The organism is Streptomyces albus subsp. albus (assembly GCF_000719865.1).
Taxonomy (GTDB): Bacteria; Actinomycetota; Actinomycetes; order Streptomycetales; family Streptomycetaceae; genus Streptomyces; species Streptomyces albus_E.
This window is the reverse complement of the sequence record NZ_JOID01000007.1, coordinates 203,616-215,762: the sequence shown is the minus strand read 5'-3', so window position 1 is coordinate 215,762 and position 12,147 is coordinate 203,616. Positions and strand designations below refer to the sequence as shown.

The window sequence follows — 12,147 nt, the reverse complement described above, 5'->3', positions numbered from 1 at the left end:
GCCGGAACGGGCGTCACCGGCGCGGCTGATGCCGGGGCCGGCCCGGGGGGCATGGAAGCCGGGCCGGGCGTCGCCGGCACACCTGTTGCCGGAGCCGGGGCGGGCGGCACGGAAGCCGGAACGGGCGTCACGAGCACACCTGTTGCCGGGTCCGGGCCGGGCGTCGCCGAAGCCGGAACGGGCTTCACCGGAGCAGGCGTTGCCGGGGCCGTCCCGAGCACGGCGGGGACCGTCCCCGGTATGGCGGGAACCGGCGCGGGCGTCACGGGAACCGGCCCGGGCGTCACCAGAGCTGGGCCGCACGGCGTTACCGAAGCCGGAACGGGCTTCACCGGAGCAGGTGTTGCCGGCGCCGTCCCGAGCACGACGGGGACCGTCCCCGGCATCGCGGGAACCGGCGCGGGCGTCACCGGAACCGTCCCGGGCGTCACCGGAGCCGGGGCGGACGGTGTCACCGGCGCGGCGGGACCGGACGGATCACCCGAGGGATCGCCGGGCGGTACCCCGGGCGGCGGCGCGAGCACCCCGGGGACGCCCCGATGAGCGGCCCCGCACCGCACACACCGCGGGGGCCGCGGGGATCGCGGGACCCGGAGTACGCGGTCGTCATCCCCACCCTCGGCCGGCCCAGCCTCGGCGCCTGCCTGCGAGCCCTCGCCGCGGCCGTCGACGCCGGCGGGCCGCCGCCCCGGCGGATCGTCCTCGTCGACGACCGGCCCCCGTACGACTCCACCCCCCTGGCCGTCGACATCCCGGACCGCTTCCAGGCGCTGGTGAGGAGCATCCCCGGCTGCGCCGGCGGACCCGCCGCCGCCCGCAACACCGGCTGGGAGGCCGCACCCGAGCCGTGGATCGTCTTCCTGGACGACGACGTCCTGCCCGGCCCCCGCTGGGCGACGGACCTCGCGGCCGATCTGGCCGCCGCGGGCCCCGCGACGGCCGGGATCCAGGCCCGGATCACCGTCCCCCTCCCGCAGGACCGCCCGCCCACCGACTGGGAGCGCAACACGGCCGGGCTCGCCACCTCCCAGTGGATCACCGCCGACATGGCCTACCGGCGCTCCGCCCTCGAAGCCCTCGGCGGCTTCGACGAGCGTTTCCCGCGCGCCTTCCGCGAGGACGCCGACCTGGCCCTGCGCGCCCTCGACGCCGGCTGGAACCTGGCCATCGGCAGCCGCCGCACCACCCACCCGGTGCGTCCGGCCGGCCGCTGGGTCTCCGTGCGCACCCAGGCCGGAAACGCCGACGACGTCCTCATGAACCGGCTGCACGGCCGCGGCTGGTGGGCCCGCGCCGGAGCGCCGCGCGGGCGGCTGCCCCGGCACCTGGCGGTGACGGCGGCCGGCGCCGGCGCCCTGGCCCTCACCGCCGCCCGGCGTCCGCGCGCGGCGGCGGTGTCCGCGGCACTGTGGCTGGCCGGCACGGCGGAATTCGCCGCGGCCCGCATCCTGCCCGGCCCGCGCACCCGGGACGAGATCACCACCATGGCGCTCACCAGCGCCGTGATCCCGCCGGTCGCGGCCTGGCACTGGACACGGGGCCTGCTGCGGCACCGCCGTGAGCGGCCCCGGGAACCGGGCCCGCCGCCGCCGAACGGCACCGGCCACGCGGACCGGAAGCGCATGGACGGCCCGGTCCGCTGATCCGGCCGACCCGGGGGGACACGGTCGGCGCGGTAGAGGCGGCGGAGGCGGGAGAAGCGGGGGAGAGACCCCGGGCTCGGCGATCCCGGTGGCAGGGTGAGGGCCGGGTGCGGCGCCAACGGCGTCGCCGCACCCGGCCCTCGACCGCACGACCCGGGCCCTCACGCGTGGTGCAGCAGCGGGTCCGTGATCCCTCCGGGGCAGGCGAGCCCGTCGATGTCCCAGCCGGCCCGGCCGGCCCCGGCCCGGTACGCGCTCTCGTAGAAGGCGAGCACGGCGGCGCGCGGATCGCGCTCGGCGCGGGCGTCGTCGTAGCGGAGGACCGCCAGATGGCTGTCCCCCCGGTCGACCCACCGCGCCGGCACCGGACTGAGCGGTTCCCCGGCCAGTCCCGCGGGTTCCGGCGCGGTGTAGGAGTAAAAGGCGGGCTCGGCGAAGGTGTCGTCCCCGAACCAGAAGCCGAAGCTGACCACTTCACGGGAGTACGCCTCCCGGGTCACCGGGTCGGCCTCGGGCGGCTGTTCGACGCGGCGCTCGGAGAACCGGGTGTGGGCGATGTCGAAGGTGTGCCAGAAGTGGTGGACGGGGCTGGCCTTCCCGGAGTACCGCGCCGCGAACTCCTCCAGGACCAGCGACACTTGGCTGAGTACGACCCAGTAGCGATGCGCCTGCACGGGGTCGTACTCCGCGTGCTGGGTGTCCTCGCTGAACAGCCGGCCCGAGTCCGGCAGGTCGAACGGCCGGGGCGAACGGATCTGCGTCCGCACGCCCAGACCGGCCAGGGCCGCGAGGGTCCGGTCGTGGAACGACGCCACGGACCGGCCGTAGAGGGGGAAGGACGACGCCCGGCCGTCCAGGGCCGCGACGACCAGCTGATGGTCCACGAAGTCGAAGTCGATCGTGAAGACCGGATTGCCGTCGGCCTGCCCCATGGGACGGCTGGTGATCCCGCGCCCGGTGACATGGAACGGGACGTTCCACCAGTGGTTGCGCCGGACACTCGCGGCGAGCCGGATCTTGCCGACGACTTGTGCGAACCGGTGCAGCGTCTCCTTGGTCCCCCGCCACTCCGCGAGCGGCATCGGCGGAAACAGCGGCATCATCGGCACCCTCCGTCAACTCCGGCCCGTCCGGCATCCGGGCCGGGATCCGCCGACGGGCCCGTCCCGGTGGCCCGGCCGGGCCGGTTCCATGATGGTCGGCCCGTTCACGGACGGCACCCGGCCGGACCCGGACGGCGTAACGCGGGCGGCGGCGCCCCGGCCGGGGGGCGCCCCCCGGCCGCCGCCCGGTCAGCGCACCGGCAGGGGCGCCTCCCGCTCCGACTCCGGGCGCGGGCCGAAGATGCGCCGTTCGGCCGCCGTGATGGGCACGTCGTTGATGCTCGCCTCCCGGCGCCGCATCAGGCCCTCCCCGGTGAACTCCCACAGCTCGTTGCCGTAAGCGCGCCACCACCGGCCGTCCGCGTCCCGGCACTCGTACTGGAAGCGGACGGCGATGCGGTCGCCCCGGAAGCCCCAGAGCTCCTTGCGCAGCGCGTAGTCCAGCTCCCGCCGCCACTTCTCGCGCAGAAACTCCGTGATGGCGTCCCGGCCGGTGACGAAGACATCGCGGTTCCGCCAGACCGAGTCCTCGGTGTAGGCGAGGGCGACGCGTTCGGGGTCGCGGGTGTTCCACGCGTCCTCGGCGGCTTGGACCTTCCGGGCGGCGGTGTCCTCGTCGAACGGCGGGAACGGCGGCCGTGATGCCATGGCGGTTCTCTCCCAACTCCACTGGAACGACAGGGAGAACGGTCGTTCTCCCGGCTTGCGGCTAGTCTAGGGAACGACCGTTCTCCAGGCGGGAGAAGGGAAGAAGAAGGGGGCGCGGTGCACGCGGACGAGGCCCGCGAACGGCTGCTCGACGCCGCGGAGCGGCTGTTCTACGAGCGCGGCATCCAAGCCGTCGGCATGGACCAGCTGCGCACCGCCTCCGGAGTCTCCCTCAAGCGGCTCTACCAGTGCTTCCCCTCGAAGGGCGACCTGGTGGAGAGCTGTCTGCGCCGCCGCGACGAGCGCTGGCGGGCCGCCCTCGCCGACCACGTCTCCCGGCACGCCGGCGACCAGGCGGAACGGCCGCTGCTGGTCTTCGACTGGCTGGGGGAGTGGTTCGCCGAACCCGGCTTCCGGGGCTGTGCGTTCATCAACGCGTACAGCGAACTGGCCGCGCTCTCCCCGGGCGCCGCGCAGGCGGCCAGGGATCACAAGCTGTCCTTCCTGGCGTATATGACCGCTCTGGTGGAAGAGGCCGCTGCGGTGGCGGACTTGACGCCGGCCGATCCGGCGGTGCTCGCCCGTCAGCTCGTCCTGCTGGCCGACGGCGCCATCACCACCGCCGCCATGACCGGCGATCCGGCGGCGGCACGACACGCCCGCACCGCGGCGGAGACCCTGCTGTCCGCCGCGCGCACGGCCGCACCGTGACCCGATGCGGCCTCGGGCGCGAACACCGGGCCGCCTGCCGGGAAGCCGCAGCGACCCGCCGCCGCACCGGCCGTGCCGCCGCCCTGGCTGTCACCGCGCCGCGGCGGGCTGGCAGGCTGACCCCATGACCGATACGGGGAAACCGGGCATGGCGGACGGAAACGGAGTGCCGGCGCTGAGCCGGGACGAGCGGGAGAGGGTGGCGGACCTCGCCGAACGGCTGTTCCGGCGGCCGACGCAGACCGACCTCGGCTACAACGCCCTACGCGTAAGGGAGTTCGGATTCGGCAGCGGCGTGCCCGAGCGGGCCCGCGCCTTCCGTGAGCTGACGGCCGTCATCGAGGCCCGGCTCGGCGCGCCGGCCTGGTGCGGCGGCTCGGCGAAGGGCCCGCAGGTCCGGTGGCGCGACGAGCGGCACACGCTGGTCCTGGAGGGCTGGAGCGCGGGCGCCGACCTGACGGTGCACCACACCGGGCCCCTGGAGCGCCTCGACGCCTGGTACTTCGACCACGGCGTCGGAGACGGCGAGGAGCAGGTGCCGTCCCACGACATGCTGCCCTACCTCTGGCAGCTCCACCGTCACCCGGGAGAACGGCTGGTGGGCGGCTGCGACTGCCTGGGCCTGCTGCCGGTGGCGGCCCCCGTCACGAGCTGGCCGCTGCTGGAGGAGTCGCTCGGGATGCTGCTGGGCGCCTGGAGCGAGCAACTGCCCGCGACGGTGGACGACTGGGCGGGCTTCCAGCTCCACCACTGCGCCGAGGACAACCGCGGCGGCGTGGTCGGCTTCACCCCGGGCACGGGCCTGTTCGCGTACGTCGACGACCACGACGGCGACGACAGCCCCGAACACGCCTCCGCCATGCGCGCGTTGGGCTGGCAGCAGCGAATCGGGCAGCGCTGGAAGGCGGCCTTCCCCGACCCGGACCGCCGCAGCGGCACGGCGCTGGCCCGCATCGTCGTCGCCGACGCCCGGGTCCGCGGCGCCAAGAGCCCGGCCGACCTGAAGGTCCGCGATATCAGCTGCGGCGACGACGGCCGCTTCGTCCTCCCGGCCCTCGGCCTGGAGGAGTGGTACTGGGGCTGAGCCCGCGCAGGCGGCGGGGAAGCGGGACGGCCCGACGGCACCGGGCTGCGTCGCGCCCCGGACCGGGGCAGGCACCGAAGTTGACGGTGCGGAAAGTTCGGATCATCCGGACGGGTGGACCCGGGGCTTTCCGGCCCCCGGACCTCTTGCGTCTGCGTAGCGTCACCGCCGCCGGCCGGTCACAGCACCGTCGGCGGCGAACGCGAACAGTCGCACGGGAGGTACGGATACATGGCAGGCGCAACGGGGCGGCGGCCGGAGCTGCCGGACGGCGACGGCACGGGTGGCTTCATCCGGAGCTTCGGCAAGCAGGTGCAGCTCTTCCGTGACCGTGCCGGGCTGACCCAGCCGGAGCTGGGCCAGCGCGTCCGGTACGGAGAGGACCTGATCTCATCGGTCGAGCAGGGACGGCGCATCCCGCGCCCGGACCTCATCGAGAAGCTGGACCGCGCTCTCGACGCGCACGGCGTGCTGTGCGCGATGAAGGACGAGGTGGCGAAGGCCAGGTATCCGGCGTTCTTCCAGGACGCGGCGAAGATCGAGGCGGAGGCGGTCGAATTGCACGCCTACGACTGCCATGTACTCAAGGGCATCCTGCAGACGGAGGAGTACGCGCGGGCCGTCTTCACCATGTGGCGTCCTTTCCTGGACGACGACACGGTCGAACAACGGGTGGCGGCACGCATGGCCCGGCAGCAGATCTTCTCGCGGAACCCCGCGCCGTTGGTGAGCTTTGTCATCGAGGAAGCGGTGCTGCGCCGCATGATCGGCGGCCGGGCGGTCATGGACGGCCAGATGGAGTGGTTGCTGCACATCGGACAGAAGCGCACGGTGGACATCCAGGTCATGCCCATGGGCCGGGGAGAGCACGCTGGACTCGGGGGACCCTTCACTTTGATGGTGGACCGGGAGCAGCAGAGGGTCGCCTACACGGAAGTGCAGGGCAACGGCCGCCTGTACATGGATCAGCGCAGGGTGCGGGAGCTGGAATCGACCTATGGAATCATCCGGGCTCAAGCCCTCACACCCCGTGAGTCGCTGACCTTCATCGAGAAGCTTCGGAGTGAGCTATGAGCGACGAGAAGCCGCAGCACATAGCCGGTCGGGAATGGTTCAAGAGCAGCTACAGTGCGGGAAACGGTGGTGATTGCGTAGAGGTGGCCGTCGTCCCCGGCACCGTTCATGTCCGTGACTCCAAGGACCAGGCGGGCCCCGTCCTCTCGGTCGCGGACGCCGAGTGGGCGGCGTTCACGAGGTTCGCCGCGAACCTCTGATACGGGACCACCCGCCGAACCACAGTGCCGCCCCTCCGGCGCTCGCGCAGCGGGCACCGTAGGGGCGGCACGGTCCGTTCCGGCCGGCGGAACGCGGGGCGGCTTGCCTCGGGACCCGGCCGGGTCCCGCTCATGGCCAGAGGGACGGGCCCGTGCTCACCGCAGGAGCGCTGTCCACCGTTCCAGGGAAGCCAGTACCCGCGGCAGGTGTTCCGCTGCCGACGCAACGAACCGCAGGCCGAAGGCGCGCTGCGCGGGACCGGCACCCCGGTGCCCCAGGGACAGCCACAGGCACCAGGCGAGGCTCGCGAGCTGGCTGCGCAGCAGGCCCGCGAAGGCCGAGACCTCGGCCGGACCGCCCGGAGCCCCACGCGCCAGGTAGCCCTTGATCACCGGGCGCACCACCCGCGGATCGCCCTCGGCCATCGGTCCGTTGAACGGCGTCGCGAACCGGAAGGCCACGCTCACGGTCTCCCACCACGGCACCTCCGCGGTGACGGAGTCCCAGTCGAGCAGCAGGTAACCGGCCGGTGTGCGCAGGATGTTGGCGCGGGAGGTGTCCCCGTGGACGAGGACGGTGCGGGGCCGCTCCTCCAGCGCGTGGAGGATCAGTGCCGTCGCCTCGTCGATGACCGGCAGCAGCGCCCGCGCGGGCCGTGCCACCGCGTGGCCGCCGGTCTCCGCCTCGGCCACCCAGGCGTGCCAGTCGGTCATCGGGTGCACGGGGCTGTTGTCGTCCAGGTCGGTGCCGGCGTCCAGGCCGAGCAGCGCGATGCGCCCGAGCACATCGCCCGTCCAGCGGGCCGCGTCCGGCAGGGAGGTGTCCGCCGCGTCCGCCGTCCGGAGGTCGTGGCCCTCGGCCCATGGGGTGACCCGCACGATTTCCGGCCCGTCGGCGAACCGGTGCCAGGCGCCGACGGCCGGCTCGGGCGGCTCGACGGGGCGGGGCAGCGGGACTCCGGCCGCGAGGGCCGCCTGCTCCAGACGGTGTGCGTGGTGGGCGTGGCGGCACTGCCAATCGCCGAGGAGCCGTCCGGTCTTGACGACCCACCGGCCCCGGTCGGTGGCCAGTACGGAAGTGGCCGACGGACCATCGCCGTTGGCGAGAGGACGCGGCGCCCCGAGGGGCTGTCCCAGGCCGAAGGCGGCGGCGATCTCGTCCGGACGCGGAAGCACCGCACCAGTCTGCCCGCCGTGGCCCGGCCGCGCACGAGCGTTCCCGGCTTCTTGAATCACCGTCCGTGATGTCCTTGTCCTGATCGCAGGTTCGTCGTTCGTCGCCAACAAGCTCGCTTGATCAGGTCCGATTTCCGGGTGAGCGTGATATCCGCGCAGCTGGCCGGCTCGAACGGACTGCATCCTTTTACTTCCAGGTCTCCATATATCCGCTCGATCTCGGAATCCTGCATGGCGGTGTCCGGCGCGACCGACCGGACCAGGGGTACGAGGAAGCGCCGTCCGTCAGACGCGCGCAGGCCCCGCGCTGCCAGAAGCCGGACGCCGCTCGCTCGGTCACCGTCGTGAACGGGTTCTTGATCAGCTGGGCACCGAGGAGGCTGACCCGTTTGCCGTCACCACCACGGCTTCGAGGTCGACCTTGACGCCTTGGAGACTCCAGTAAAGCTGCTGGTGGGAGGCCGTGAGGTCCACCATGCCTGCTCGGTCACGGCTCCGGGCAACTGCTGGAACCCGAGCGGCTCCAGGGAATCCCCGATATTGCGGATCTGCGCGGCGGACATGGGTGGAGCAGATGACGCTTCTGGATCCATTATTTCCCCTTTCGTGGGATTCCGGGAAAGTGCTAGAGTCTGGATATGCTGGCGCATATCTATTACGACTCGCACCCTCTTCCGTATCTTCTCCTGATTTCCTTGTGCGGCCCGACGCTTTTCGTGGCGATCTGGTTTCTGGCCAAGTGGATGATTCTTGCCCGGCGCGGAAAAGTGGTGGCCCTCGACGAACCGGGCGGATATTCCAGCCATTACGTCTTCACCGTCGACGGCAGGGAGTACCGGTGCAACGGCCGGGTGCCGGCCGAGCGGCGGTTCGCCGGAGATTCGCGGGACACCGGTGAACCGCCGCCGAGGTATGTCGTCTACGACCCGCGGAAACCCGAGCGGAACGAGGGGAAGCAGGAGCTCCGCTCCCAGTTCGGCGGCTGCCTGTTCGTGACCGTGGTCCTTGTGGCACTCGTCGGCTGGGGCGTCGTCGGACTGCTGGACTTCGTCTGATTCCCGGAGCCTTCCGTTGCTCTCGGGCCTGCCGGGCACCCGCGAGTTCTGGTCAAACGAAGAAGCCAGTCGGTTACCGGTTGGTCAGCCGGGGTTGGGCAGGAGCGCAAGCCGTTCAAGGGCGGCGGTGATCTCGCCGGTCCAGGGCAAGTGGCGGGCGAGGCGGAGGATGCGGCGCCGGCCGGTGGTGACGAGTTGGCCGGCCGCGGAGCACAGGCGGAACCGCAGCCGGCGGGGCTCGAAGAGGCGGGCTTGGCCGGTCAGGGCGAGCATGGGCATCCAGGCGAGCAGGTCGAGGGCGATCTGGACGATCTCCAGCCAGACCTTGTTCCGGGCGGTGTGGTGCAGGGGCAGGTTGCGCAGTCCAGTCGCGCGGGCGGCCCGGATGCGGTCCTCGGCCCACGGCCCGCAGGCGGTGGTGGAGCTCGAGCCCGGCGATCGGCCGGTGGGGGGTGTCGGTCGCGAAGCAGGTGATCCGCATGCCGTCCGCGTCGGTGATCCGCAACTGGGCACCGGGATGCTGTCGTTCCTTGCGGACGATCAGCCGCATCCCTTTCGGCCAGCCGGTGAGGACATCGCCGGTGAGTTCGGCGACCCAGGCGCCGTCGCGGATCTCGCCGTCCGTTTCGATGGCCGCGTCCAGGCCGGTGCCGGGATCTTGAGGACGTGGCTGTGGATGGTCTCTCTGATCACCATGCCGACCGAGTGGGACAGCCAACGTCCTCGCTTCGCGAGCCAGGACACGAAGTCGTGGGTGCCGCCGGCGGAATCGCAGCGGATGAGGGTCTGCCGCCCGCGCCGGTACTTCTTCGGCAGCTGGGCCAGCGCGAGGCGGGCGGTGGTGATGTGGTCGGCGGCCGTGTTCGAGCCCCGCGTTCCGCGGTGTCTCGCGGGAAAGTTCCGGCCGGTAGGTGATCGCCGCCGCGCTGGGCATCCGGGATCAGGACCGGAGTACGGGGACGAGGCGCCTGTATCAATGCAGCGCCCCCTCCAGCAGGGCCTCGCCCAGCCGGGTCCGGCGGTGCAGGACGCAGAGGCCCTGGCGGCGTGAGGTGAGCAGGCCGGCCTCGCGCAGCACAGAGGTGTGGCGGCTCGTCGTCGATGGGGCCAGGTCCAGGGCGGAGGCCAGGCCCGTCGTGGTCATCGGCCGGTCGAGGAGTTGGAGGAGCTGGGCGCGGGAGGTGCCGATGAGCTGGGCGGCGGGCGGTGCGCTCTCGCTCGGCCGGGCGCGTTCCAGCCAGCCCGGGGCGGGGGAGAGCGGGTGCACCAGGACCGGCGGCAGGCCGTCGTCCGCCAGGGCCAGCGGTGCCCGGACGCAGAAGAAGCCCGGGACCAGGGTCAACGTCCGGCCGTCCAGCCGCAGTTCGCGGTCCATGGGATACGGGGCGCGGAGCGCGCTGCCCTCGCAGCGCCACTCCGGCAGCCCGCCGTAACTGGCGAGCAGCCCCTCCGCGCCACCCGTCAGGGCCGCCTCGGCGCGCTCGGAACGGTCGGCGGCGGCCTCGGTGCGGATGGCCGGGAGGTACGGCTCGACGGCCACCGCGTGGTAGCGGCGGAGCGCCGTGCCCAGCCAGCGCAGCGCCTCCGGGCTGCCCTCGGCCAGCCGCCGCACGCCGCTGGGCAGCGGGGCGCCCGCGTACAGCCGGGAGAGTTCCGCGGCCAGCCGCTGCCGGGGCGTGCACATCACCTTCTCCAGACCGGTGTCGAGGTCCGCCGCGCCGCCGGGGGTGAGGAAGTCGGGGAAGTAGGCGGCGGGCGGGCAGAGCAGCATCAGGCCGCGCACGGCGGCCGTCAGCCCCGCGCGTTCCAGGGACGCCCGCACCTCGCGGCGCCAGGGGTCGAAGACGAGGGCCGCCTGCCGGGTCTGCAGCAGATGCAGGCTCAGCGCGATCTCCCAGAGCGGATCGACGCCCGCCGCCATGCGCAGCCGGGCCAGTTCCCGGCCGCTGAAGTCCACCCGCAGCACTGCGCACCCCCGGAGAACGTCGCGGGCCCGCCCTGGTCGGGGGCGGGCCGGATCCGGCCGCCTCGGAATGTCTCCCGTTGCGTTCGCGCGGGGAGTCTACGCGGGTAGGCGGCCCGGCGTCAGGCCATCGGACGGGATCCTGGCGGGTGTTGACGGTCACAGCACGGCCCGTCCGGCGGCGGGTCGGGGAACGGCAGGGGAGTGGCGGGGGCGCTTGCGGTGAACGAGCGCACGGCCCAACGGGGTTATGCAGAGCCCTGGTTGGTCCGGGTGGAAGCGGACGGGCTCCTCGCCGCGCCGGTTGACGCCGCGGAGGGCGCGCGGCGGCCGGCCGGGGCCGGGAGAGGCCGCAGGGGCCCCGGAGATCCGGAGCCCCTGCGGCCGTGCCGGGCGTCCCGTATGGCGGGCATCCCGTGCGGTTCGCTCCCGCACGCCCCGTGCGATCCGCGCGGCGCCCCCCGTTCCCGGCGCCGTACGGGTCAACGTGCCGTCAGCACAGCGGTACGCCCGGCAGTTTCGCGGCGGGGTGGTCGATGTAGATGTTGCTGATGAACCCGCCCTGGTCGCGGAGCTTGCTCCACCAGTTGTTGGTGTAGCCCTCGGCGTTGACGGTGTCGCCCTGCTTCTGGCAGAGCACGCGGACGCTGGTGGGCCCGCCGAGCACGGTGACCACGGAGGCGTTGAGGCGGGCGTCGGCGCGGACGCGGACGTCGGTGCCCCAGGTGGTGAACGGCGAACCGGAGCCGCCGCAGCCGTTGTCACTGGTCAAGTGGTACTGGTTGTAGCTGCCGGGGTAGGCCAGGCCGGAGCCGTTGATGACGATGTTCTGGCCGGTGCCGTTGTACAGCTGCTCGTAGTGGATGTGGGCACCGGAGGAGTTGCCGGTGCTCCCCGTGGTGCCGATCTGCCGGCCCTGGCCGACCGACGCGCCGTTGGCCACCGAGTAGCTCGCCAGGTGGAAGTAGTAGGTCTTCCAGCCGCCGCCGTGGTCGATCACGATGTAGTTGCCGGCGCCGCTGGGCTGGCTGTGCCGGGTGGCGGTGCCCGCCGCGGAGGCCAGGACGGGCGTGCCGGCCGTGGAACCGCCGTCGGAGCGGACGAAGTCCAGGGCGCGGCGCACCTCGGCCGAGTGATGGCTGTAGGTCCACTTCTGGCCGCAGGGGTAGGGGGCCTTGAAGTTGGGGGCGGCGGCCCGGGCCGCGCCCGAGCTCTCCGCCTGGGCGGGCATGGCGAGCAGGCCCACCAGCGCGATGAGCGCGGTGGCGAGTGCGGCAGGGAGGCGTCTCGGGTTCACGCATGCTCCTTGGTCGGGGGAGACGGACCGCCGGCCGGTGGGGCCACGGTCGCTGCGGGACGCCGGAAACGTAAGCGGTTCGTCTTGTACCTGACAACAATGGCCCGGGGTCTTCGCCTGGGATCGAATTCCTTGCCCCGGCGGATGCGCTCCGCCAGCCTGGCGCTGCTCACCTGCTCACCTGCTCACCTGC

The 12,147-nt window shown here is 72.9% G+C and carries 11 protein-coding genes and 1 pseudogene; 6 read left to right on the top strand and 6 right to left on the bottom strand.

The genetic code is table 11. From position 1 onward, the window contains the following. The first annotated feature begins 539 nt into the window (after positions 1-539). Positions 540-1,643: a glycosyltransferase family 2 protein gene (locus IF83_RS0108670; RefSeq protein ID WP_051722586.1), complete on the top strand. Its 1,104-nt coding sequence runs from the start codon at positions 540-542 to the stop codon at positions 1,641-1,643. A 161-nt stretch (positions 1,644-1,804) separates the two neighbouring features. Here the strand turns inward: IF83_RS0108670 and IF83_RS0108665 are convergent, their stop codons facing one another. After that, positions 1,805-2,743 carry a DUF5996 family protein gene (locus tag IF83_RS0108665; protein ID WP_030543487.1) on the bottom strand — a complete coding sequence of 313 codons (939 nt, stop codon included), beginning with the start codon at positions 2,741-2,743 and terminating at the stop codon, positions 1,805-1,807. A gap of 192 nt (positions 2,744-2,935) precedes the next feature. After that, entirely contained in the window at positions 2,936-3,394 is a 459-nt protein-coding gene (locus tag IF83_RS0108660) for a nuclear transport factor 2 family protein (protein ID WP_030543486.1), read from the bottom strand. A gap of 117 nt (positions 3,395-3,511) precedes the next feature. On the opposite strand from IF83_RS0108660, the gene IF83_RS0108655 reads away from it, so the two are divergent. The 4 genes from IF83_RS0108655 (at position 3,512) to IF83_RS0108640 (ending at position 6,463) form a co-directional block, all read left to right on the top strand. Next, positions 3,512-4,105, top strand: coding sequence for a TetR/AcrR family transcriptional regulator (locus IF83_RS0108655; protein WP_030543485.1), 594 nt, complete (start codon positions 3,512-3,514; stop codon positions 4,103-4,105). Positions 4,106-4,229: 124 nt separating this feature from the next. Further along, a complete protein-coding gene (locus tag IF83_RS0108650) occupies positions 4,230-5,189 on the top strand; it encodes a hypothetical protein (RefSeq protein WP_158711017.1) in 960 nt (319 codons plus the stop codon). A gap of 231 nt (positions 5,190-5,420) precedes the next feature. Then, entirely contained in the window at positions 5,421-6,263 is an 843-nt protein-coding gene (locus IF83_RS0108645; RefSeq protein WP_030543483.1) for a helix-turn-helix domain-containing protein, read from the top strand. Continuing rightward, on the top strand, positions 6,260-6,463 hold the full coding sequence (locus IF83_RS0108640; RefSeq protein WP_051722584.1) for a DUF397 domain-containing protein: 204 nt from the start codon (positions 6,260-6,262) through the stop codon (positions 6,461-6,463). Before IF83_RS0108645 ends, IF83_RS0108640 begins: the two co-directional genes overlap by 4 nt. A gap of 156 nt (positions 6,464-6,619) precedes the next feature. On the opposite strand, the gene IF83_RS30020 is transcribed toward IF83_RS0108640, so the two are convergent. Continuing rightward, the gene (locus IF83_RS30020; RefSeq protein WP_037679156.1) at positions 6,620-7,639 is read right to left on the bottom strand and encodes a phosphotransferase; all 1,020 of its coding nucleotides are present in this window, start codon (positions 7,637-7,639) and stop codon (positions 6,620-6,622) included. A 638-nt stretch (positions 7,640-8,277) separates the two neighbouring features. Here IF83_RS30020 and IF83_RS0108625 point away from each other — a divergent pair. Continuing rightward, positions 8,278-8,694: a hypothetical protein gene (locus tag IF83_RS0108625; RefSeq protein WP_158711016.1), complete on the top strand. Its 417-nt coding sequence runs from the start codon at positions 8,278-8,280 to the stop codon at positions 8,692-8,694. 84 nt (positions 8,695-8,778) lie between these two features. Here the strand turns inward: IF83_RS0108625 and IF83_RS30015 are convergent. The 3 genes and pseudogenes from IF83_RS30015 to IF83_RS0108610 form a co-directional block, all read right to left on the bottom strand. Beyond that, positions 8,779-9,573 (bottom strand): annotated as a pseudogene (locus tag IF83_RS30015) (transposase); the annotation flags it as partial. Between the two features lie 94 nt (positions 9,574-9,667). Continuing rightward, the gene (locus IF83_RS0108615) at positions 9,668-10,651 is read right to left on the bottom strand and encodes a helix-turn-helix domain-containing protein (protein ID WP_244176939.1); all 984 of its coding nucleotides are present in this window, start codon (positions 10,649-10,651) and stop codon (positions 9,668-9,670) included. Between the two features lie 499 nt (positions 10,652-11,150). Further along, positions 11,151-11,888, bottom strand: coding sequence for a M23 family metallopeptidase (locus IF83_RS0108610; RefSeq protein ID WP_078843303.1), 738 nt, complete (start codon positions 11,886-11,888; stop codon positions 11,151-11,153). Between the last annotated feature and the right edge of the window lie 259 nt (positions 11,889-12,147).

Excerpts from the sequence above, each read along its gene's own strand:
- IF83_RS0108670 (WP_051722586.1), top strand. The coding sequence starts at position 540 with ATGAGCGGCCCCGCACCGCACACACCGCGGGGGCCGCGGGGATCGCGG.
- IF83_RS0108665 (WP_030543487.1), bottom strand. The coding sequence starts at position 2,743 with ATGCCGCTGTTTCCGCCGATGCCGCTCGCGGAGTGGCGGGGGACCAAG.
- IF83_RS0108660 (WP_030543486.1), bottom strand. The coding sequence starts at position 3,394 with ATGGCATCACGGCCGCCGTTCCCGCCGTTCGACGAGGACACCGCCGCC.
- IF83_RS0108650 (WP_158711017.1), top strand. The coding sequence starts at position 4,230 with ATGACCGATACGGGGAAACCGGGCATGGCGGACGGAAACGGAGTGCCG.
- IF83_RS0108645 (WP_030543483.1), top strand. The coding sequence starts at position 5,421 with ATGGCAGGCGCAACGGGGCGGCGGCCGGAGCTGCCGGACGGCGACGGC.
- IF83_RS0108640 (WP_051722584.1), top strand. The coding sequence starts at position 6,260 with ATGAGCGACGAGAAGCCGCAGCACATAGCCGGTCGGGAATGGTTCAAG.
- IF83_RS0108625 (WP_158711016.1), top strand. The coding sequence starts at position 8,278 with ATGCTGGCGCATATCTATTACGACTCGCACCCTCTTCCGTATCTTCTC.
- IF83_RS0108610 (WP_078843303.1), bottom strand. The coding sequence starts at position 11,888 with ATGCCCGCCCAGGCGGAGAGCTCGGGCGCGGCCCGGGCCGCCGCCCCC.